This window comes from Rufibacter sp. JT3400010 (assembly GCF_054956755.1).
Window position 1 is genome coordinate 26,664 of record NZ_JBUDXA010000017.1, and the last position, 21,693, is coordinate 48,356.

19 protein-coding genes are annotated in these 21,693 nt (G+C 45.2%); 1 reads left to right on the forward strand and 18 read right to left on the reverse strand.

What is annotated here, in order from left to right; translation table 11 throughout:
- Window positions 1-69 precede the first annotated feature (69 nt).
- From ACY0JR_RS14955 to ACY0JR_RS14980, 6 genes are all read right to left on the reverse strand, one after another.
- Window positions 70-957 (reverse strand): DUF3822 family protein, encoded by an 888-nt coding sequence (locus tag ACY0JR_RS14955; protein ID WP_462634921.1) that lies wholly within the window; start codon window positions 955-957, stop codon window positions 70-72.
- Between the two features lie 366 nt (window positions 958-1,323).
- The gene (locus ACY0JR_RS14960) at window positions 1,324-2,460 is read right to left on the reverse strand and encodes an FAD-dependent monooxygenase (protein WP_462634922.1); all 1,137 of its coding nucleotides are present in this window, start codon (window positions 2,458-2,460) and stop codon (window positions 1,324-1,326) included.
- 56 nt (window positions 2,461-2,516) lie between these two features.
- Complete coding sequence (locus ACY0JR_RS14965) at window positions 2,517-3,602, reverse strand: 3-oxoacyl-ACP synthase III family protein (protein WP_462634923.1); 1,086 nt, start codon at window positions 3,600-3,602, stop codon at window positions 2,517-2,519.
- 588 nt (window positions 3,603-4,190) lie between these two features.
- Window positions 4,191-6,581 (reverse strand): TonB-dependent siderophore receptor, encoded by a 2,391-nt coding sequence (locus ACY0JR_RS14970; protein ID WP_462634924.1) that lies wholly within the window; start codon window positions 6,579-6,581, stop codon window positions 4,191-4,193.
- A 784-nt stretch (window positions 6,582-7,365) separates the two neighbouring features.
- Entirely contained in the window at window positions 7,366-7,713 is a 348-nt protein-coding gene (locus tag ACY0JR_RS14975; RefSeq protein WP_462634925.1) for an MmcQ/YjbR family DNA-binding protein, read from the reverse strand.
- Between the two features lie 82 nt (window positions 7,714-7,795).
- Window positions 7,796-8,623, reverse strand: a complete 828-nt coding sequence (locus ACY0JR_RS14980) for an ion transporter (protein WP_462634926.1) — start codon at window positions 8,621-8,623, stop codon at window positions 7,796-7,798.
- Window positions 8,624-9,189: 566 nt separating this feature from the next.
- On the opposite strand from ACY0JR_RS14980, the gene ACY0JR_RS14985 reads away from it, so the two are divergent.
- The gene (locus ACY0JR_RS14985; RefSeq protein WP_462634927.1) at window positions 9,190-11,034 is read left to right on the forward strand and encodes a glycoside hydrolase family 10 protein; all 1,845 of its coding nucleotides are present in this window, start codon (window positions 9,190-9,192) and stop codon (window positions 11,032-11,034) included.
- A 329-nt stretch (window positions 11,035-11,363) separates the two neighbouring features.
- Here the strand turns inward: ACY0JR_RS14985 and ACY0JR_RS14990 are convergent, their stop codons facing one another.
- The 12 genes from ACY0JR_RS14990 to ACY0JR_RS15045 form a co-directional block, all read right to left on the reverse strand.
- Complete coding sequence (locus tag ACY0JR_RS14990) at window positions 11,364-11,573, reverse strand: helix-turn-helix domain-containing protein (protein ID WP_462634928.1); 210 nt, start codon at window positions 11,571-11,573, stop codon at window positions 11,364-11,366.
- A gap of 3 nt (window positions 11,574-11,576) precedes the next feature.
- Window positions 11,577-12,116: a DUF2975 domain-containing protein gene (locus ACY0JR_RS14995; protein WP_462634929.1), complete on the reverse strand. Its 540-nt coding sequence runs from the start codon at window positions 12,114-12,116 to the stop codon at window positions 11,577-11,579.
- Window positions 12,117-12,568: 452 nt separating this feature from the next.
- Entirely contained in the window at window positions 12,569-12,946 is a 378-nt protein-coding gene (locus ACY0JR_RS15000) for a nuclear transport factor 2 family protein (RefSeq protein ID WP_462634930.1), read from the reverse strand.
- Window positions 12,947-12,988: 42 nt separating this feature from the next.
- Window positions 12,989-13,345 carry a DUF4180 domain-containing protein gene (locus ACY0JR_RS15005; RefSeq protein ID WP_462634931.1) on the reverse strand — a complete coding sequence of 119 codons (357 nt, stop codon included), beginning with the start codon at window positions 13,343-13,345 and terminating at the stop codon, window positions 12,989-12,991.
- Window positions 13,346-13,554: 209 nt separating this feature from the next.
- The gene (locus ACY0JR_RS15010) at window positions 13,555-13,920 is read right to left on the reverse strand and encodes a DUF2200 domain-containing protein (RefSeq protein WP_462634932.1); all 366 of its coding nucleotides are present in this window, start codon (window positions 13,918-13,920) and stop codon (window positions 13,555-13,557) included.
- 1 nt (window position 13,921) lies between these two features.
- Window positions 13,922-14,317, reverse strand: coding sequence for a DUF1801 domain-containing protein (locus ACY0JR_RS15015; RefSeq protein ID WP_462634933.1), 396 nt, complete (start codon window positions 14,315-14,317; stop codon window positions 13,922-13,924).
- Between the two features lie 304 nt (window positions 14,318-14,621).
- Window positions 14,622-15,731, reverse strand: coding sequence for a hypothetical protein (locus tag ACY0JR_RS15020; RefSeq protein WP_462634934.1), 1,110 nt, complete (start codon window positions 15,729-15,731; stop codon window positions 14,622-14,624).
- A gap of 471 nt (window positions 15,732-16,202) precedes the next feature.
- Entirely contained in the window at window positions 16,203-17,216 is a 1,014-nt protein-coding gene (locus ACY0JR_RS15025) for a zinc-binding alcohol dehydrogenase family protein (protein ID WP_462634935.1), read from the reverse strand.
- A gap of 381 nt (window positions 17,217-17,597) precedes the next feature.
- On the reverse strand, window positions 17,598-18,566 hold the full coding sequence (locus ACY0JR_RS15030; RefSeq protein WP_462634936.1) for a hypothetical protein: 969 nt from the start codon (window positions 18,564-18,566) through the stop codon (window positions 17,598-17,600).
- 333 nt (window positions 18,567-18,899) lie between these two features.
- Complete coding sequence (locus tag ACY0JR_RS15035; protein WP_462634937.1) at window positions 18,900-19,397, reverse strand: SRPBCC family protein; 498 nt, start codon at window positions 19,395-19,397, stop codon at window positions 18,900-18,902.
- A 72-nt stretch (window positions 19,398-19,469) separates the two neighbouring features.
- Complete coding sequence (locus ACY0JR_RS15040; RefSeq protein ID WP_462634938.1) at window positions 19,470-21,104, reverse strand: SIR2 family NAD-dependent protein deacylase; 1,635 nt, start codon at window positions 21,102-21,104, stop codon at window positions 19,470-19,472.
- Window positions 21,105-21,189: 85 nt separating this feature from the next.
- The gene (locus ACY0JR_RS15045) at window positions 21,190-21,540 is read right to left on the reverse strand and encodes a hypothetical protein (RefSeq protein WP_462634939.1); all 351 of its coding nucleotides are present in this window, start codon (window positions 21,538-21,540) and stop codon (window positions 21,190-21,192) included.
- Window positions 21,541-21,693: the final 153 nt, after the last annotated feature.

The window sequence follows — 21,693 nt, forward strand, 5'->3', positions numbered from 1 at the left end:
CTTTACAATTCAAACAATCATCTATTCTTCAATCTCTCATTCATTCAATCTCTCAATCACTCAATAACCTCAATCGCAAAAATGAAGGCTGTACATGTCAAAGTTGCGGTGGTTGAACAGGGCATCAAAACGGTAGCTGAAACCTACGCCGGTAGGCTTCTTCCCGAATTGGACGTGCCGAATGTACGTACGCAGGATTTCATGTAGTTCAGAGTCCAGGAGAAGTTCGCCCCAGACGGTGACCTGGTCCTGGTCGGGGTTCATTTTCTTTTCCTGAAGCACGAACAGCACGTAGTAGATGAAATCTTCAGAAGAAGTGAAAAAGAAAGAGTTGCAGAACTCCAGTTTCAGGCCTTGCAACACCACTAAGGTGACGTAGTTTTTATCTACGTAAATAAATAACTGGGGCCGTGTGCCTCGCTCAGCCATGTGCAGGAAACCTTCCATCAGCGCCGAGGTCTGGTGCACAAACTCCACCTGGCTTCCCTGAAACTGTGAAACAGCCCAATCTTCCAGAGGCGCAGGAACGGTGAACACGTTCATGAGCTCTAACCGAGGGTGTTCATGGTGGTGCACTACTTCCCGTTCCGGCTCTAGCACCGCATTCAGTTTCAAGTACTCGGCACGGGCATTCAATTCAAAAAGCGCTTCGGGAATCAATGTGAACTGCTGATTCTTAATGCCAATGCGGACTTGCTGCCATTTTCTTTCCTCCAGCAGGGGAGTCACGCTGCTGAGGTGCTGCAACTGGGCAATGGCGTTTTCTACCGTAGAAGGCCGTTCAGACTCATAATCTTCCAGGGCCACAAACTTGTTGCGCTGGGCATCCAGCACCCCCAAACGAATACGATGTGCCCCGAAACAGATGTATAGGTGAGCGCTGGCACTAAAGCTAGGGTCAAAAGCGTCATCAAAGACGCGTTGTGTCTGTCTGAAAGCCGGCAGGGAGGTAGTCAAGGGTAAAAGGTCTAATGAGAATTTAATTACAATATTACTCAATTTAAACCTACTCCCCATGCTACCCCGCCAGATTGCCGCTGATTAGGTGTGATGCATTGTACTTCTGACTGCATAAAACCAGCCTCAGATTCTATCTTCCTTTAAGTTGAGTTTGGGGAATGTAGTTATGTTTATAGGCTGTTTATTAGAAAGGAAGCCTAAACGGACCTTTAAACCTCGCTCGCGTCCCGCGAGTGTGAGCTACGTGCGGCGTCCCGCCGCTTTGTGGACGTTTATTCAAAATTAGCAGAGAAACGGCCAGAGGCCGCACGTAGCTCACACTCGCGGGACGCGAGCGAGGTTGATTTTCACGGACTTCTTTTTCTAAAAATCTACAGAATAAACCTTCTCCAGTTGCTTGTCATTGACCCAGGTAGGCAAATGCCGCAGGCCAAAGTTGCGGATGCTCATGAAAACCGAATTCTGAGATTGCGCTACCTCGCCCAGGAACCGGGACTGACGGGTAATCCAGTGAGTGCGGGGCATGCGGCGCTTTTCAAAGCGTTTGGCCGCCAGGTTGAAGTTGAAATCCTGTTGCAGTTCATCGGCAAAAACCACGGCATCTTCTACCGCTTGGCAGGCGCCCTGACCCATGTTGGGGGTGGTGGCATGTCCGGCATCTCCCAGCAGCAGCACATTCTCAAACGCAAATTGCGGAAGCGGCGCCAAATCATAGAGGTCGTGCCAGAGCAGTTGCTCGGGTTTGGTACAGCGGAAAAGGTCTGGAATGGGAGCGTGGTAGTGCTGAAAATGCCGTTGCAAATCTTCTACCCGCATGGCTTTCATGCCAGGGTCGTTCTCCGGGGCATTGATGCAGGCGAACCAATAGATTTTGTTTCCTTTCAACGGAGTCCAACCCACTCGGCCGGCTTTGCCCCAGGTCTCAGAGGCGTAGATGCTTTCCAGGCCGGGATTGTCTATGATGGCGCGCCAGCAGGTATAGCCCGCGTACCGGGTTACCGACTGTGGCAGTAACTGTTTCCGGATAGCCGAATGGATGCCATCTGCCACCAGCAGATGATCAAACGTTTCCTGGGTGTTATCCTGAAACTGAACGGTAATCCCTTGTTTATTCGGCTGGCAGCCGATGGCTCTTTTGTTGGGGTGCAGCGAGGCGGCAGGCAAGTGATCTACCAGCACGTTGTGCAGCGACGCTCTATGAACCACGAAATTATCCAGCCCGTACTTGGCACTAATAGCACGGCTGTCGGTGCGGTTGATGAGTTGGCCCTGGGCATCAAAGATATGGAAACCATCCAGACAGTTGCCTTGGGCAATCACCGCATCGGCTATACCCAAACGCTGAAATCCTTTGATGGCATTCGCCGCCAGGGCCAAGCCGGCACCTACGGGTTCAAACTTTGGCGCAGCATCAAATACATGAGCGTTAAGGCCTATTTTTTGTAACGCAATGGCCGTAGTAAGTCCCGCAATTCCGCCGCCAATAATACCAATCTTCATGGTTGTACCTTTCTTTTACCTGTAAACGTAAGCAGAAAAGAAGAAGTGTAAGGGCGTTAAGGGATTTGGTAGATGACAGTATTAGCGTTCATGCCCGCCCCCACAGAGGCAAACACCACGGTATCGCCGCTCTGTAAATCATGCCCAGCTAAATCGCCACGGGCGATGAAGTCATACAGCACCGGTAGGGTGGCCACCGAGTTATTCCCCAGGTTAGCAATGGTCATGGGCATAATATCTGCCGGAATGTTTTCCTGCCCGTAAAGTTTGAAAAGCCGTTCCAGCATGGCCTCGTCCATCTTTTCGTTGGCCTGGTGAATCAAAACTTTCTTAATTTTCGAAAGCGGAATATTGACTTTGTCTAAACAGTCTTTGATCAGCTGCGGAACCGTTTTAAGGGCGTATTCATAAATCTTGCGGCCATCCATCTTAATGTATAGATCTTCCTGCGGCGCGGCCGGATTGTAAGAAGGAGAGGAGTTTAACCACAAAGCTTGCGTGAGGGTGTCTGAAACGGTAAGATGTTTCAAGATGCCTGTTTTGGCTTCTCCGGCCTGGGCTTCCAGAATGACAGCCCCCGCACCATCTGAGTAAATCATGCTGTCACGGTCATGGGCATCAGACACCCGGGATAAGGTCTCCGTGCCAATAACCAGGATTCGCTTGGCATCGCCGGACTGCAGATAATAGTGCGCCTGAATAATGCCCTGCAACCAACCCGGGCAGCCAAACGGCAGATCATACGCCACCGTGTACGGGTTGGCAATCTGAAGTTTGTGTTTGATACGGGCCGCCAGCGGAGGCATCATGTCTACCCGCCGGGAACTGGCTTTCACATCGCCAAAATTATGAGCAACAATAATGTAATCTAAGGTTTCAGGATCAATACCGGCATTTTGGATGGCTTCCTTGGCGGCCAGAAACCCCAGGTCTGAAGCCACCATGTTATCAGTGGCGTACCTTCTTTCCTTTATGCCCGTGATTTGCTGAAACTTCTGGATGATAACCTCATTGGTGTTGGGCAACTTCTTGCCTGAGACATCATAAAATTCATGTGTTAAGAAATCATGGTTAGAAACCACCTTGTCTGGAAGGCATTTTCCAGAGCCGGTAATAACAGAAGAAAGGGTATGCGGTAACATAAAGGGTTGTCTTGGTAAGGAAATAAGCAGAGATTGAGATAAGTAAGTTTTATGTAAATCAATTCTGCTGCGAGCAAAGAGAAGTTCCAGGTCTTTGTCTCTGCGGAGGCAAGGTGCAGATTATTTCCCGAAAATAGAAATAAGCTAATGTTTGTAAGGAAGGAAAGGTAGGCCTAAAAGAAGGTGATTCGCTTCTTGCCTATTTTCAGAAAAACAACCTAAAAATGGAAGGGGGGAACGTAGAAACTGAACTTCTCTGGATATCGCAGTAAGAAGGTGTACTAAGCAAGGTGGCAGCTTAATCAAAGAGGAGTTTGGCTCCGCCTAGAAAAATGAAAATCCAGATCAAGCCTTTGATCAGGAAAAACAGGAAGCCTGCTATGCCTATCTTTTTCAAGCCTTTTTTCCAGTTAGACATCATTTCTAAAGAAGAGAATTAGGTGAGTGTACCAAAGTAACGTCAATACAAAGAAACTAGTTTTTAAGCTGTTTGTCTAAACTAAGCTAAAAATAGAAAATGGGCAGTGAGTATTTGCTGAGGTGTAAAAACCATCGGCGTAGCCAGAAAGCTACGCCGATGGTGGTTGATTAAAGCTTGTAAGAGACCGTGGCCATGAACTGACGAGGAGCAATGGGGTTGATGCTGTTGTCGTCGTGGGCGTTGTAGGTTAGTTTATTGAGCAGGTTGGTCATTTTCAGGCGCAAAGACAGACGCTGGATGCTGTAGCCTACATGGGCGTCAAACAGGAAATAGTCTGGAAGGGAAATCAGGCGGTAGGCATCCTCTTTCACCGTAAGTCGGGTGTTACGGCCTGCCAGGCGCTCACCGGCGTAAAAAGAACTCAGACCCAGGTTCAGGCCACTTAAACGGGCGGTCTGGAAGCTGTAGTACACGCTGGCGTTAGCCGTGTGTGCTGGGTTATAACGTAAACGGTCATTCTCAGCGTAGATGTTGCTTTTGGTATAACGGGTGTCATTGTAGCTGTAGCCGCCAATGAAAGAGAAGCCATTGATGCTTTTGCTCATGAGGTCAAGTTCTACCCCTTTGCTGGTTACTTCGCCGGCCAGTTCCCGCGCATTGGCCGGAATATTGTCTGGGTTGCCAGCCGGAATGATCACGTTTTGTACCTGGTTTCCGTTGATGATCTTGTACAAGGTCAGGTTCGCCGATAAAAGGCCTTTGAACAGTTCGTTTTTGATCCCGATTTCATACTGGTCAATGATAGAAGGTCTCAACGGCTGGCTGTTCACGTCAATGCCGGTGTTAGGGGCGAAGGAATTAGCATAGCTCACGAACAACGACGTGTTTCTGGTGGGCTGGTACACCAAACCTGCCCGCGGGCTGAAGGCGTAGTCATAGGTATTGGTAGTGGCCGTGGTGTTAGAAGTGTGGGTGAACACATCTGAGCCGATGTCCTGGTAGCTGTACCGTAAACCGGCCAATACTTTCCAGCTTTCTGAAAGGCTCAGCAAATCCTGGGCATATACGCCTACGCGTTTGGTGGTGGCATACGTAGTGGTGGTGCGGCTGTTGGTAGGCACATCTTGGCGGGGTTCGTATTTCTGCAAATCAAATATGTTGATGACATCATAGGGTTCCGCTTTGAAGGCTTCGGTTTCGGTGTCGTATTTGTCAGCGTCTGCCCCCACCAGCAAGGTGTGTTCAATGAAACCGGTTCTGAATTTACCCGTGAGGTCAAGTTGCGTGAGGTAATAATCTTCCTCAGAGGCGCTCCGCTGGATGTTGCGGGACCAGTCGCCGTTGGCTTTGATGCCGGTTGGGCGTGAAGTAGAGAGCTGTCCGGCAGTATAATTCTGGAAAGAGCTGGTGCTTCTGATTTCCCAGTTAGGGCTTAGCTTATGGGTAATGGTAGCCATGGCGCTTTTCTGCTCCACGTTGTTCCTGGCGAAGGAAACTCCCAGGAAACGGCTTCTGGGCACCTGGGCAATCTCATAGTTGATGGCCCCAATCCCGAAGTCTGGGGTGCGGGTGTCTTTCAGGTAATCGCCTTCCAGCAAAATGTCGGTTTTGTTTCCGGCTTTCACCAGGAGGGAAGGGTTGATGTAGAACCGCTCTGCTGAAACCCCGTCCCGGAAACTGCCCGCGTTCAGGTACGTGGTATTAAGGCGGTAAGCCACTTTCTCGCTGTTGTTAATGGCCCCGTACACATCAATGGCCGGTTTGTAGAAATCATAGGAACCCAGGCGCATGCTTACTTCACCGCCGCTCTCAAACTTCGGTTTTTTGGTCACCAGGTTCAGAACGCCGCCCGCGGCCACGTTCCCGAACAGAATGGCGTTGCTGCCTTTCATCACTTCTACCCGCTCCAGGCTAGACATTTCGGGCATGATGCTGTTGTTGTACCGTGAGCCGTTTTTAAAGGTGTTGTTGCTGTTAAAGGCGAACCCCCGACCCCCAATTTCTTCCTGCGTTCCGCCGGTAGCGCTCATCACGTACACGCCGTTTACGTTCTGCAACGCTTCGCTCAAGGCCTGCACCTGCTGTCTTTCCAGCACTTCGCCGCCAATCACGGTCACACTCTGCGGAAGATCCAAGGGTTTGATGGCTATTTTGCCTACGCTCAAGGGCTTCTCATTTAAGGTTTGGCGGCCGGTTACCACCACTTCTCCCAAGCGCTGGCTGCTTCTAACCAAAGGAATATCCTGAAGCACGGTTTTGTCTGAGGAGACGTTGATCGGTCTTTCCTCTACATTGAACCCAAGGGACGAAACCTGCAAGGTGTACTGACCTGTGGGAACGTTGCGGAAGAAAAAGACGCCTTCCTCAGTAGTCATGGTCGCCTTGTCCAGTTCCTTCAGCATGACACTCACGTAAGCCGCGGGTTCGCCATCTGTGGTGGTAATCCGGCCTTTCAGGTTGCCATTCTGGGCAAATACGACGGTAGAACAAAGGAAAAGTGCGAAGCTTACCGCAAAGCAAAGAAGGTATTTGGGGGTAGTGTACGTGTGGTGCATCATCTATGTCTTTATTTAGACTTGTTCTAAACTGATGCAAACTAACTACCTGTTTAGAAACATTCCAAATAAGTTCCTCAAATATTTAAAAAATTTAATAAACACCACTTTTCTTAAGCAGGAGCAAGGTTTTGGGGCTATTTTCAGGAAAAAAGACTGGAAATAAGGTGGTATTTGGGGCGTGAGGTGCATGTAGTTTGCGTGTTTCCTTGGCTTTTCTGCTTTTTTAGGGGGATTGGCAGGTGCATGCAGTTGGCCTGTCGCTGGCGTGGCGGGAAATTGATGCGGTGCCCTTATGCTTTGTTGTTGCATGGCTGCCCTCCGTGCGCTCACGGCCGCGAGGCCCCGTCTTCCCCTCGCGCACTGCCCTTTCGGCCTGCAGTGTCCTTTGCGGTTAGCTTTGACATTCCAGGGCCAAAAGCGAGGCGCGCTCGGGGAAGACTGGAATGGGGGAAGTAGTGGAATGTGATGGTGGCAATGCGTGAGAAGCCCTTTCTAAAGCGGAGACTCCCCCTTTAAAGGGGCGAAGGGGGGATGTTTACACCAGCAGATCACACGCATTCCCACTAGTAAACATGGTTCAAGTCTGTGACTTGGACCTACCATGGCCGGAAGTTTGAAACTTCCGTGAGGCGAAAGCCTCAACAACGTTTGCTCTATTATGCTCTTTCGGATTGCAAATCCCGAATAGCGTAGCAGTATAATGTAGATGTTAATGACTGTAGTAACCAGTATGTCTGGCAAAACGCACAATCATTCAATAATCTTGATAAACAAAATAGCGGGACTACAACTGTCCGGCGGCTTTCAGGTCTTTTTTGGGGAGTTTACTTTTGATCAGTTCATAGGATTGCCTGATCAAGTGATTCAGCCGTTCGGCATCTAGTGCATACGGGTTTTCCAGGAGTACCCATTTGTATCTGGCTAGATATGGAGCCGGTTTAATGCCCGAAAGGGCAATCAGTTCCTCAAACTCCTGATCTGGCACTTTCAGGGAGAAGGTAAACGGAGGCTCCAGGCTGGCCAGGCAAAACATTTTACCTCCAACAGAAAAACAGAGATCATGTTCCCATTTCACGTCTTGGGTTACGGCCGGAAAAGAGAGGCAAAGGGTTTGTAGCGTTTCAAGGTTCATGTAGAGCAGGTTCTGGTTTAAAGTGCGAAAGGTATGGCTGTTTTGCGACTGTTTCCCAAAAATCGGCAGCGAAACGGAAAGACTAGGTCCGGGTTACTAGCTTTTGGCCGCAGTTCGCACAGAAATTATCGGCTCTTTTAACCGGTTGGCCGCAGTTGGTACAGGAAAGGGAAGAAGCAGCAGCTTCCTCGCCGGGTGTTCTGATCTTGGACAGCTCCACGGTCACAATGCCCGTGGGAACGGCAATAATGGCGTACCCGAGCAGCATGACCACCGAAGAGATCACCTGTCCCAGCGCGGTACGCGGCGTGATGTCTCCATAACCCACCGTGGTAATGGTCACAATAGCCCAATAAATGCTCTGCGGAATACTGGTAAAGCCATTTTCTTCCCCTTCCACCACGTAAATAAGGGTGCCTACCACTAAAACCAACGAGAAAACGGCCAGAATGAATACCGTAATCTTTTGAAAACTGGCCTTCAGAGCCCCCGTGATTAACTGCGCATTTTCTACATAACTGGTTAGCTTTAAAATCCGGAAAATACGCAGTAGACGCAGAATCCTGATGGTCATGATGTACCGGAAACCCGGCACGAAAAACGCCAGAAAAGTGGGAATCACAGATATAAAATCAATGATGCCATAAAAACTGAAAATATACTTAAGCGGTCTAGGGGCCGAATACACTCTGAGTGCATACTCCAGCGTAAATGAAACCGTGAAGAACCATTCCAGCAAACTGAAATACATACTCAATTTCTGCCGGAACGCCGGTACACTCTCCAAACAAACAATGAGCGTAGAAAACAGGATCATCCAAAGCAAAACCACGTCAAACCTTCGGCCGGCCGGGGTGTCTGTGCCATGAATGATCGTATATAAGTTTCTCCTTACCTCCGCGTTTCTCATATAGTAGTTCTTACAGCCCTGTGCGGCAAACCTACGCAACAATCGGAAAACAAGTAACAGGGATTTCTTTAAACCCTCGCTCGCCTGCGGCGGGTGTGAGCTGCCTGCGGCCTCTGGCCGATAGAATGTATATTTTGTTGTTCCCTTAGCGGCGGGACGCCGGAAGTAGCTCACACTCGCCAGAGGCGAGCGAGGATTTAATTAAGTTAATCAAAATTCTATGAGGTGTATTTATAGGAGGTGTATCCACTTATATAAGTACTTGGACTGAAATAACTATAGTATCTTCTCTCCTTGTCATCCTGAAAGGACCTTGTGGGCGAACGGCAATGGCTTTTATTAAAAGCTTTTCTAGTTCGCCCACAAGATCTTTCCAAGATGACAAAATGTATATTTTAAATTGTACTGCTACTTAATATGCCTGCTTTCACACTAGGAAAAGAAACTTTGAGTTCTGAACTAAAGAGAAATAGAAAGTGAATTTAGCTCCGAATTATAACCGCCTTATCCCTACCTTTGTAGCACAATTCCCAGTTCTATCCCAGCTACAACACTCTTTACTGCTTATGCTGAAGCACCTTTGTCCTCTCTTTGCGCTTGCCTTACTCTTATCCTTTCACCACGTTACTGCCCAGGAATTACCCAACCGCGAGTTCAGGGGTGTATGGGTGGCCACCGTCGCTAATTTGGACTGGCCCGTGAGAGGTGCCTCCGCTGAGAGTCAGAAAGCGGCCCTGCGGGAGATGTTTGACAAGATCAAAGAAGCCAACCTGAACGTGGTTTTTTTCCAGATCAGAACCGAGTGTGATGCCTTTTACCGGTCTAGCCAGGAGCCCTGGTCACGGTTCCTGACGGGTACGCAAGGCAAAGATCCGGGGTATGACCCGCTGGCCTTCGCTATTGAAGAAGCCCACGCGCGCGGTCTGGAATTACACGCCTGGATGAACCCGTATCGGGTAGGCACCGTGAATAATCCGGCGGTGTATAGCAACCAGCATGTCTCCAAATCCAGACCCGAGTGGCTATTGAGTTTCTCCAACGGGAAAAAGATTTTGAATCCGGGCCTGCCCGAAGTGCGGAATTACATCACCTCTCTCATCAAGGAAGTAACCCAGAACTATGCCATTGACGGCGTGCATTTTGACGATTACTTCTACCCCTACCCCGAGGGCACCTTTCTAGGCATCGCGAACGAAGACGCGCAAACCTTCCAGAAGTACGGGGCGGGTTTCTCCAACATCAAAGACTGGCGCAGGCACAACGTGAACGAAACGCTGCGCCAGGTGAACGCCCAGATCAAAGAACTAAAGCCCTACGTACGGTTTGGGGTGAGTCCCTTCGGGATTTGGAAAAACGGGGAGCCTGCCGGCACCACGGGCATGGACGCCTACAACGCCATCTACGCCGATGCCGTGCACTGGCTGGACAACCACTACGTAGATTACCTCACGCCGCAACTTTACTGGGCCATTGGCGGACGGCAAGATTACCGCAAGCTCCTTTATTGGTGGTCAGACAAAGCGGCCAGCGCCTCACGGCACCTGTACCCGGGCCACATTGTGCACCAGAACGGCTTTACCACGGAGGAAGTGCCGCACCAAATTGAGATTTCGCGCTCTAACCAGCAGAACAATGCGTTGGGCAGTGTCATCTTTCGGGCAGATAATATCCTCAAAAACAAAAATCTGATCTCCACTTCGTTTAAAGCCGCTACGTTCCGGCTTCCGGCCGCGCCGCCCGTGATGAACTGGCTAGCCGGGAAAGCACCTGCTGCCCCCATCGGGTTAACCGTCACGTTAAACGAATCTAGTGGTTCCTTTGAAGTTCGCTGGACCAGAAATCCGCAGAATATCCACTCCTTTAAACGCTATTTGCTGTACACCACCTCGGCTATGCCAGCCACCGGTGCCCTCATTCCAGATGGTTCGGTGCGGGCTTTCTCCACCTCAGAAACCGTCACCATTGCCGCCGCCGACGTTCCTTCGCCCACCTCTTTCTGGGCTGTTTCTGAAATAAGCCCCGGAAACCAGGAAAGCGAGTTAAGCAACGTAGTGGTGTTAGGCAATGCGATTCCGGTGCTGGCGCAGCAGGAGGTAAGCCCCATTTTAACCGTAGATCAACTGTCAGAGCAAACCAGTGACCCAATACCCGAAAGCCTGTCTGCTCCTGAACCGTTGCTCCCTGCGGCGGCCTCTTCGGTCTTGGTTGACATTACCCTCAAAAAGAAGTCTGGCGTAAAAGCCGAATTGTACACTATGGACCGCAAGAAGAAAACCCTGGTGCTGAAAGATAAATACAAAGCGGGTAAACACACCTTAACCATTCCTAAAGGAAAGCTGGCGCCGGGTAGCTACCTGCTGGTGCTAGAGTACGGCAAGAAACGAAGCGTACAGAAGGTGGAGTTCAACTAAAGAGGTTCTGATTAAACTTCTGCTCAATAGGAAAACGACACAAAGCGTCTGGTGAAAACATTGGGCATGGCTCTTGTTTTTACCAGACGCTTTGATTTTTTGGTAGTTCTGAAAAAGTAAGGTTGAACTATTCAGAACACTCGCTCGCGTCCCGCGAGTGTGAGTTACTTGCAGCCTCTGGCTGCTGCTTTACGATATTAATGTGTACTTAGCGGCGAGACGCCGCAGGTAGCCCACACTCGCGGGACGCGAGCGAGTGAACACTTTGCCTTCACAGGAATACCTGAATTGCAGGGTGCTTTTCGCTGCTTTCTTGAAAGGCCACCTCATTATCCATTCTCCCTGTATTCCAAGATATCGGCGGGTTGGCATTCTAACACTTTGCAAATGGCTTCCAGCGTACTGAAGCGGATGGCTTTTGCTTTTCCCGTTTTCAGGATGGAGAGGTTCGCCAGGGTTAGTCCTACTTTTTCGGAGAGTTCGTTGAGTGACATTTTGCGCTTTGCCATCATGACGTCCAGGTTTACGATAATAGGCATGGCTTAAATGGTCAGTTCATTTTCAGATTGGATTTCGACCCCTTTTTTGAAAATCTGGGCAATAACAAAGATGATTCCGGCCAGAAACAAGAATTCACCCCCATTGTCCTGATAGGGATTTAAGTTTTGAAGGTTTATAGGCATTTTATGTAACCATTTGGCATAGGCGTTACAGAGAATGGCCAGAATTCCTGTTCCCAAAGCCACTTCGCTGATTTTGGTGATGAGGCCCGATGCCGTTGCGTTGAAAGGGTGATGGGGATCTATTTTCATAAACACCCGAATCACCAAGTACGCCATGTGCGCCTTCAACGCCGAAAGCACAAGGATGAGCGATACCATGGAAATGTAATACTGTTTGCTGTAGCGCAGGAGGCCGGAAAGGTCCAATCCTAAATGCAGATCCTGGGCTCCCTGCGGGTTTACAAAAAGGCTCACCAAGAAGGAAATCAAGATGGCTCCGGTTTTGATGCACAAACCAATGTACACAATCCAAAACAAGACGTTCACGGTAGAGAGAATCAGATTCGTTTTTGTCTTCATCTTTAGCTGTTTTTAAAGTACGAAGTAAAATTCAATAAAAATTTATTGAAAATCAATAAATAAAAGAAAATATTTTTTTGATGTTGGAGAGGCCTAGATGAAGCGATTTTTTTAAAAGAAGAGCCGTTTGGATCATACCCAGACGGCTCTTCTTTTAATTTCAAGTGAATTCAGGCGAGGAGCAACTACTTTCCTGCTGCGCAGATTCTCCCCTCAAAGGGAGAATCTGCTTTTTCTGCCGTTGTTGGTGTTATTACCAACAACTTCTACTCATTTCAGTTTGATGCTGCTTCTGAGAAGAGAGCCTGTAATGGATTGTTGGTGATAACACCAACAATGGGACGGGAAAGTTTTGTGTAGACGTTCATACGCATGCGACCAACTCCTTTCAGAATGAAAAGCAGGAGTGACGGAATTCATATTACGCAACCTTTTACTTTTTTACTTTCGCCTTAGCTGATATCCGTTAACCCAACAATTTTCTCCCCTGAAAACCGGAAGATAGATTTCCCGGCAAGTTGCAGAGCATCACCTTTTTTAAGCCCGTTTGGCAAATCTACCGCTAAAATGCCTTGGTAGGCAATGTCCACCTCGGTGGTGTCTGGATGATGGATGAAGGAGTTGGCGGTCTGCGTTCTTTCCGAAAAGAGTCCTTTCGCGCTTTCGGCTTGTGCTCTGAAGGCAGCCAGGCCGTGCAGAGTGAGGTTGGTTTCTCCGTTGGAAATGTTCTCAAACCTGATTTCCGGGTCAAAGTCCAGCAGCATTCTATCAATGTCGAAGGTGTTGTAGGCATCCAGGTACTGCCTGATCATCTTTTCTCTTGCTTCCATTGGGGTAAGGTCTTGTATGAAGAATAGGTACTTGCTGCTCGATTACGCTAATTTCTCCTGTGCTTCTGCTACACTATGCACAAAGTTGATGCGGCCTTGCTGGTTGCTTTCCTGCATGAAATCCCGAAGGCTTTGGCTGGTGTACTGCGTAAAGTCTCCCACAATGGCTAACCGCATCTGGTAATTAGAGAACTTCTGCAGAATTTCACCCGCCAGTTTGGTTTTAAGGTCGAAGAAGTCGGGGTGCAAGTTTTCTTTTCTTACTATCACCTTTTGCGCTCCCTGGTAGCCGCTGTTACCGATGAGGTCTACCGCATCCTGCACCGTTTGGATCTCAATGGCATCAGATTCCAGCATAGCAAAAGGCTCGCCCTGCACTTCTTTGAGGATGATGTTCATGTTCTTGTGTTACAGTTAGGAGAAAGGAAGAAAATTTTTGGTGCCACAACTAAGCACGTTTACAGAAACCAGTGGAATTATGACTTAGAAAGGGTGGAAAGGATTTCTGCCGACCTGTAAAGAGAGTTTGGGTTACTGGTAAATAGCTTTTTCCCTGTTTCAGTTAAAATAAAAATAAAGGTATCTGAATGCCAACCCAGCCATGACGTTTATACCTCCCGCAGAATCTTCTCCAGTTTCTTGCCCTTCGCCAGCTCATCTACCAACTTGTCCAGGTATCTTACTTGCCGGGTTAGCGGGTTTTCAATCTCTTGTATCTTGTAGCCGCAGATGGTGCCCGTGATCAGATGCGCGTTAGGGTGGAGGTGAGCCTGGCGGAAGAAGGTCTCAAACGTCACCTTTGCCTCCACCAGTTCCTGCAACTTCTCGGCGGTGAAGCCGGTGAGCCACGCAATCACCTGGTGCAGTTCTTCTTTGGTGCGGCCTTTGCGCTCCACTTTGGTAATGTAGTGCGGATAAACCGAGGCGAAGGTCATGCTGGCCATTCGGGCATCGTGTTCGGGCGTTGGTTTCATGCTATTTCAATCTTTCCAGTTGTCCTTTTCTTTTCACCAGATTTTTATAGTCCCACTGAATCTCCCTTGCTTTCTGCAGCCAGTTCTTCAACTCGGCTACCTCCACCTGCTCAGCCGAGGTGTAGGTGATGGAAGCATCTTTGAATTTACCGCTGGTGCTGGGTGTCAGCTTTTCCTCTCCAAAATCAGCCCCGCTCCAGAACATAAGCCGGACCCCGCTTTTCAGTTTACTGTAACCCACAATGGGGTTGCCCTCCAGAAACCAGACCGGATGCGCGTGCCAGATTTTGCTTTCCGCCTCGGTCAGTTCAGCGTCAATAACTGTAGCCAGTTTGTCGCAGATTCCTTGATCAACTGCTGATTGCTTGTAGTGGTAGGCCTGGATTTCCTCTTTCATGGTGGTCTTCTATAGCTGCCCGCATTGTGGTAGAGATTAAGCGTTGCGGTTTATAAGCTATATTAAGAAAAAGAGGCGGAAAACAGAAGCTTACAGCGCCACTCGCTATTCAACAGCGAGAACTTACTGCCACTTGCCATTTTCCGCCACTTCTTTGATTATCCGATTCTATTTCTATAGAAACGAGTAATCTGGCAGTCTTCCCAGCAAACCTAAAGGCGAGGTATAGTGCAACACATCTGTCATGCGTGTAATCCCTCTAGCAAAGGCCTTAAACCAATGAATTAGCCTCTTTACTCCTTAATTATTTTTGTTCTGGCTTCTCAGTAAAGAAATTATTGATGTCTTTATAATAAGTACCAGATATGGTAGTCACATACACTTTGTCTCTAAGTTTTGAGATGGAGGTAATTGATTTCCCTTCCAATCCATCATTGATGAGTTCTGTTATGGTTACTGTGGAAGTACTTGGGGTAATACTGAAAATTTGAGAGTTAAAGTAACCTACAATCTTGTCTCCTATAGGGGTAAAGTTTACCAGGTTGAGAGACTTTTTAGTTTCAAATTCTTTGTTCCAGGAAATTCCATCATCTGTTGAAGTATAAATTTCTCCTTCAGAATTTATGCCATATACTATTCCTTTATGAGCAAAAACACGATCCAGCTTTTGGTTTAATACTTTAAGTTGGTTCCCTGCTGGATCTACCCTAAAGGTTTCATTATAGTTAGGACTAATATAGAAGTTGTCATTAGCGGTATTTAATGATAGTAATACCCCATCATATAAACTGTTGAAGTTGATAATTCTGGTTTTAACGGTATCAACAAGTGGTAAAGTGTTTCTATTATTGCTCGTTTTAATGTCAAAAAGAGCAGCCTTTATTTTTGCTGTACTAGCCGGCAGTGCTGCTGAATAGGGTACTAATAGTTGCCCTTTGTTATTCATGGCAAAACTGGAGCCTCTAGTAAAATGTAATAAGCTGAATTTGTTAAAGGTAGGGTCTAAGCTTTTGATGTTTATAGATTTTGTCTCTTTGGGGTCATTACTTAAAGTGGGAGACAATTTTATAAGGTTTGCTTCTGCCTCCGTTTGTGTGACGAAGTAAGCAGAGTTTATGGGGAATTTAGTTGTAACTGACAGTTGGGGACCAAATATAGAGTATTGGGTCCAATTAGAACCTTTAGCATCTGTTAAATGGTCTGGCAGCATTACGGTGAATGAGTTTATGCCAAGAGTATATATGTATTCCTCTGAGGCATAGCTATTCATTTGAATCGCATTCTCATATTCAAAACCTGGACGTAATTTCCAGCTTTGTTCTTTTTCTATCTCTTTAATTATCTCTTCTTCTATTTCCTCTTTACAACTAAAGCAAACAAGGATAAGGAAGGAAAAGGAAAGCAGTTTTTTCATGGAAGGCTATAATACGTAAGTACTAGTTCTAAATCTCTTTCTTGTTCCGATTTTAAGGCTGATGGAGAAAAGATTTGATGGTTTAGGTTCTTTCTGGGAATAGCGCCTTCGCTGCTTCGGCTTGTGCTTTGAAGGCAAGAAGGCCTATTGGGTTAGGTTCACCGTTGAAGATGTTTTCAAAGATAATCACCGGTTAAGATAAAGAAGCATACGGTCAATGTCAAACGCATTATACGCCGCTATTTACTGCTGGATGATTTTTTCTCTTTTGAGGTGGTCTGGTTTATTTGAAAACTGAAATACATTTAAAAGCTAATTTAATGGAAAAAGGCTGAAAACAGAAGTTTACAGGACCACCCGCTTTTCTATAACGAGCATCTCCTGCCACCTGCCGTTTTCAGCCTATTTGCTAACTTGTTCCGTTCAGTATGTAGTTTCGCCAGCCTGAAGAATTACGAAATGGTTTGACTCTTAGAATTTCAGGACCACCTTACCAACTGCTTTGCCGCTTTCCAGTAAACGGTGTGCTTCTTTCAGGTTTTCGGCAGTTAAGCCCTTCAGCGTCATATTAAGCGTTGGTTTTAAGGTGCCGTCATCCAGCAGTTGCGCAATTTTGTTTAGAATGTGATGCTGCGCTACCATGTCTTCTGTTTGGTACATAGAGCGTGTAAACATCAGCTCCCAATAAAAGCTGACACTCTTCCTTTTTAGCTGCTGTAATTTTACTGGTTCTGTTGGGTCACTGATGGAGCCTACCTTGCCCAGCGGTTTAATGAGTTCTACTATGGTCTCCCAATATTGATTCAGGTCTACAAAGTCTACAATATAGTCTACCTGTTCAAAGCCGATGTTTTTTACCTCACTCACCAGGTTGGTGTGGTTGACAACATGATCTGCCCCCATTTTTCTGCACCAATCAATGGTAACATCTCTGGATGCGGTGGCAATTACGGTTAACCCCAGCAGCTTTTTAGCCAGTTGGATGGCAACGGAACCAACCCCGCCTGCACCGCCAATAATAAGTAGAGTTTTGCCTGCATCTTTCTCTTTGCTCAATTGGAAATGGTCAAAGAACAGTTCATAGGCCGTAAGGGAAGTAAGCGGCATGGCAGCAGCTTGTTCCATGCTGATGTTTTTCGGGGCGAACCCTACAATGCGTTCATCCACTAACTGGTATTCCTGGTTAGAGCCCTCTCTGGTTAGGTCTCCTGCATAAAATACCCGGTCACCTTTCTGGAAGAGGGTCACCTCCTCGCCGGTAGCCTCTACGGTACCTATCGCATCCCAACCAATGACCTTGGGCGTATCCTGTTGCTTGTCTTTGAGGCTGTTTCTTCTAATTTTATAATCTACCGGGTTAACCGATATGGCTTCTACCTTTACCAGAATGTCTTTTCCTTGCGCAGTTGGTATTTCTTTTTCAAACTCAAGAAAGCTATCTGCTTCCTCAATGGGTAATGACGTTTTAAAGCCAATTGCTTTCATAGTAGCTGCTGTTATTGGTAGCTTTTAGTTTTTAAGATAGTTACTCTAGATACTGTTTAAAATCAAATCTTGTTAGAACTGAATTCCAACTTGAACTAGGACCTCAGTCCTGTAAGTATCTAAGGGACCTTGTCCGGTTTCATACGTTACCCCAAAAGAGAAAGGGCTTCTCCCTTTTTTGAAGTCTACCCCAGCTCCACAGATAAAATAAGCTCTGTAAGGCTTGTCTTCAAAATTGTTAGAAAATTTCTCTTTGTAAACCGTTGCCTGACTTGTGGTTCCATTCAGCGGAACGGAACGATATTCATACGCTCCTTTTTGACTCAAATAGAAGACAGAACCTGGTCCAGCTTTAAGGTATGGAAAAACAGATGCGTGACTTCAGTAAAAGGAATACTTCATCATTACAGGAACCTTAAGGGCGGTAAACTGTATGTTTGTTCTGTAGCTATATAAGAGAGGGGCTAACGTTAACTCCTGGTATGATTTGTATTCTGTGAAACTCAACGCAGGAGCAACCTGTAGGAAGTATTTGTTTTCACCCAAAAAATTAAAACTGAAATCAATCAGAGCCCCCACTTCATAGGCGAAGCTTGTTTCAAAATCAAGAAATTTTTGAAAGTCATAGTCACTGATGTACATATTATAGGGGGGCGTATCTAAATGGGAGAGTCCTCCGGAGGCAAACACACCCACCTTGGTTTTTACTTTTTTTGCAGGTGCTGTTACATATTCTACATACTCCTGAGAGGGAGAGCTAAGCTGCTGATAGGCCTTCGCTAGAGCTACCAGATCTTTCAGATCACAAGATGTATTCTCAATTCTTTTGTAAAGAGAAGGTTGGTCCCACATCAGGTATTTCAACTGACCTCTGAACTTCTCTGGCCCTACTTTATCCAGGTCAAAATCAACATTGCTTAAGGTACCAGTATATTTTTTATGATGGTCTAGTTCTACCAGCAGGGTGTCTTTTAGTAGAAAATAATGCTCTTTGTTCGCCTCTTTATAGTAGTAGACACTAATAAGCCCTTGTGAGACAGACTCTAAAAAAGACTGGTTTTTAAATGGATACTTAAACGTATTGCTAGATATGTAATACTTGCCATCTAGAAACCGATACCCCTTGATCTGATCAGGTGTATACACTTCTTTCTCCTGATCATGGTCTTTTTTAAAGACACAGTTCTTTGCATTGGCTATATCACTCCTATAATTGATTAACCCTTTTACCGTATCACCTTTGGTAGTGATCAGATAACCTGGTCTAAAATCTGTTTGGGCTTTTGCTTCTAAGAAGAGGAAGAAAGATAAAATAAAGGATAAGGTTACTGTAAATTTGAAAGGGTTCATTGAAGGTATTATGAAAATTTTATGAGTTTCTCTTTTTGAGACTCTTGACCAACCTCTTTATTAAAAGGTAGTCTATGAATGTAAGAAATAGAGCAACAGGACCTAATAGAAGGAAATCATCAAAGTTTAAATTCTTGTATTGTGGGCGTATGATCTTCTCAATGAGAGACCAAAAGTAAGCTATTATTAAGACTCCACTATAGAGAAGGAAGATGATGCTCAGGATAAATTTAGCTATTTTCATCCTTAAAGGGTAGAACATTAGTGTACTGGAAGGATTGCTAGGTTGACCCTTTTAGGCTGATTTACAAAAAATAGCATGAAAATAGAAGCTTACAGAACTACTCTCTTTTCAATAGCGAGAACCTCCTGCCACTTGCCGTTCTCAGCCACTTCTTTGATAACCCTGTTCCGCTCAGAAAGCAGGTGCGTCATGTACTGCTTTAGAAACACGTAATCTGCCAGCTTGCCCAGAAAACCCAAGGGCGAGGTATAGTGGAAAACATCTGTCATGCGCGTATCTTCTCCGGCTAAGGCTTCAAACCTGTGCTCATGCCGGAAGCTTTTGAAAGCGCCGGAGAGCATTTCATCTGCAAAGAAATAAGGTCGCTCAAATGCCGTAATGTGGCTGCTCAACCTTTGCCGAACGCCCAGGTGTTTTGCTTCCCAGGTGACAGAATCTCCTAATTCCATCAAGCCCGCTACTACTCCTTTGATAGCCTTCTCTTCCGTTTGTGCAGTAGATACCTGATGCAAATCAACACTTCTTGATAAGTCAAAAGAAATAGAAGATGGTGCTTGAATGGTAGTTTTGAGGGTGATAAAGGGCATTTGAAATCAAAGGAAAATATTTATTGTGCTTAGTTCTCTAAATTAACAGTTTGGTTTGAAGTCGTATCTGTGCTAGTCAACCTTATTTGGAGAAGACGTCTTTTCGAATCCTAAAAGTTGATAAACTCCATTGATTATTTTCTTAGCATCATTTGCGGAAACTATTGCCTTTGTATGAACCAATCTATTTCGTGTGTCAGACCACTTCCTTATGTTGAGGAACTGTTCAGGAGTAATTATCTGTAAGTTCCTAGCAAGGGTATAGATTGAATAAGGCGCAATCGCTTTTGAAGGAACACCTTCAAAATTTTCAACTTTTTGTCGAATATTTACTTCAAGTAAAGTCATCGCTGAAATTACAGCAGCTCTATATTCCTTTTTTGCCAGTAATCGTTTGGGCTCCTCATCATAAATTGTTTTAAGAGGCTCTACCACATTCCTAAACCAAACTTCAATTCTTTCGACTAGACCATCTATATCTTCAAATGGATTATCTGTTCTTGTTAAGTAAAGTATATTTTGTAAATCGGTAGTAATAGGAGAATTTTCTGGATAAATAACCAATAGCCGGTTTGAGGGTTTGCTTTGACTTAGCACAATGCCTAATTCAAACATTGTATTTTGAGTTGCAAGGTCTAAAACTATAAATTCAGCTTTATTAATTAATGCTGAAACTTTTGCAATCCAGTTATCACCAATAGAAATTACATCATCAGCACTGATTGGTACAAGTCCAAATCGTGATGCAATTGGGAAGATATATTTTTTATAAAATGGCAATAATTTTAAAGGAATAGAAAAGAAGCATAATCTATTATTTGTGTCGTCTGGTAAGGCAAGTTCAGCTAGTGTTGCCTCTTCACTAACTGTAGGTAATTTAAGTACTTCTTCATTCCAATAGTCTTTAAGTTCAATAAAAACATCTTCTAAAATTTTTGGATACTCTGAAGGGTTCCCTTTGATATTTATAACTTTAACGCCTCTTCTTTCAAATCTTGCTTTTTCATGTGGAGAACAGTCGACTTTTAAGACATAAGCCTGCCTTCTAAGATTTCCAAGTCTATCTTTAATCAATTGCCAAATTTGCCTAAAATCAGTGTCATCTAAACTGTAGCCAATAAACAGGGGAGTTCTCGTGATAAGCAAATTTGCTAAATAGGTAGCCAACATCGGGTTATTATTTAGAAATTTGTCATAGTCTTCCTCTGTGACAACAAGTCTATTTGGATGATGTAAATCTCCATGCATTTTAATGATGGTAATTCCATCACCTAAACTAGCAATTGAAAGTTGGTCTTCATCAATTATGGGTCTGAAATACTTTGGAATCAATGAATACCCTTGTTCAAGTAAAAATTCAAAGTTTGTGGTGCAAACAATATCAAACTGAAGTTCACAAAATGCTCTATGGGTTTTTCCAGGTTTAACAGAGCCAAGCAAAAGCAAATCTGTAAGTTTCTCTACAAGGTTCGTTCTTGAATATTCGTGGCAATAGGCAGATATAGCATCTATTGCATTTGTATATTTGTAATCTTGTATGTCTGCTGCAATTGCTCTTCCTAATTCCTCCCAATCTAACATTTTTTTGTTTTTCGGGATTTCAGCATTTTTTGAGAATCCTGCTCCAATAATAGGCAAACATCTATTGCTAACTAAATCATCTAAAAATGGCTTAGGGAAGTATTCTAAATACTTATATTTCTTCATGCTCAATAATAGCTACAATCTTGAATATATATTTACGTTTATGCTGTAAGTCTTTATATTTTCTAAGTATTATTTTAAAGGATATTTATTTATTCCAGCGATACTTTCTTATTAACTCTTCTTTTTTTGTTTCGAATTCTCTTTTGTCATCTTCAATTATTCTTTTTAAAATCCATCCAGCATCTTTGCCCGCATCAGAAATGGCATCAACATCGGATTTACCTTTATTTTTATGTTTATTGAATAAGACAATCATAGGTGTTCCATTCCAATCATAGTTTTCTCCTCCAAATAGATTTCTGACTGAGAACCATTCTCCGGGTTTGTTTTTACACCAACAGTAAACCGCGCCTTGCAAATAGTCATAAACTCTTTGAAGTTCGGTAATTGAAATTCCATTTACAGTTCTTATTGTTGATTTAGGTATTAAAGTCATACTTTGAAACGGTTTGTCAAGCTTCTTGTAATTAAGAGTAAATAATTTTTTTGATTAAGCTATATACCATATTCAAAAATACTATTCTTGTTTACATTATGAACTTGATTCTGTTTTAGGTTTGTTTTCGCCAAAACAGCCCCAAATCAAAAA

Coding starts and splice junctions, on each gene's coding strand:
- ACY0JR_RS15045 (WP_462634939.1), bottom strand. CDS start 21,540: ATGACTTTAATACCTAAATCAACAATAAGAACTGTAAATGGAATTTCA.
- ACY0JR_RS15000 (WP_462634930.1), bottom strand. CDS start 12,946: ATGGAAGCAAGAGAAAAGATGATCAGGCAGTACCTGGATGCCTACAAC.
- ACY0JR_RS15040 (WP_462634938.1), bottom strand. CDS start 21,104: ATGAAGAAATATAAGTATTTAGAATACTTCCCTAAGCCATTTTTAGAT.
- ACY0JR_RS14975 (WP_462634925.1), bottom strand. CDS start 7,713: ATGAACCTTGAAACGCTACAAACCCTTTGCCTCTCTTTTCCGGCCGTA.
- ACY0JR_RS15030 (WP_462634936.1), bottom strand. CDS start 18,566: ATGAACCCTTTCAAATTTACAGTAACCTTATCCTTTATTTTATCTTTC.
- ACY0JR_RS15015 (WP_462634933.1), bottom strand. CDS start 14,317: ATGAAAGAGGAAATCCAGGCCTACCACTACAAGCAATCAGCAGTTGAT.
- ACY0JR_RS14985 (WP_462634927.1), top strand. CDS start 9,190: ATGCTGAAGCACCTTTGTCCTCTCTTTGCGCTTGCCTTACTCTTATCC.
- ACY0JR_RS14965 (WP_462634923.1), bottom strand. CDS start 3,602: ATGTTACCGCATACCCTTTCTTCTGTTATTACCGGCTCTGGAAAATGC.
- ACY0JR_RS15035 (WP_462634937.1), bottom strand. CDS start 19,397: ATGCCCTTTATCACCCTCAAAACTACCATTCAAGCACCATCTTCTATT.
- ACY0JR_RS15010 (WP_462634932.1), bottom strand. CDS start 13,920: ATGAAACCAACGCCCGAACACGATGCCCGAATGGCCAGCATGACCTTC.
- ACY0JR_RS15020 (WP_462634934.1), bottom strand. CDS start 15,731: ATGAAAAAACTGCTTTCCTTTTCCTTCCTTATCCTTGTTTGCTTTAGT.
- ACY0JR_RS15005 (WP_462634931.1), bottom strand. CDS start 13,345: ATGAACATCATCCTCAAAGAAGTGCAGGGCGAGCCTTTTGCTATGCTG.
- ACY0JR_RS14980 (WP_462634926.1), bottom strand. CDS start 8,623: ATGAGAAACGCGGAGGTAAGGAGAAACTTATATACGATCATTCATGGC.
- ACY0JR_RS14990 (WP_462634928.1), bottom strand. CDS start 11,573: ATGCCTATTATCGTAAACCTGGACGTCATGATGGCAAAGCGCAAAATG.
- ACY0JR_RS15025 (WP_462634935.1), bottom strand. CDS start 17,216: ATGAAAGCAATTGGCTTTAAAACGTCATTACCCATTGAGGAAGCAGAT.
- ACY0JR_RS14995 (WP_462634929.1), bottom strand. CDS start 12,116: ATGAAGACAAAAACGAATCTGATTCTCTCTACCGTGAACGTCTTGTTT.
- ACY0JR_RS14970 (WP_462634924.1), bottom strand. CDS start 6,581: ATGATGCACCACACGTACACTACCCCCAAATACCTTCTTTGCTTTGCG.
- ACY0JR_RS14960 (WP_462634922.1), bottom strand. CDS start 2,460: ATGAAGATTGGTATTATTGGCGGCGGAATTGCGGGACTTACTACGGCC.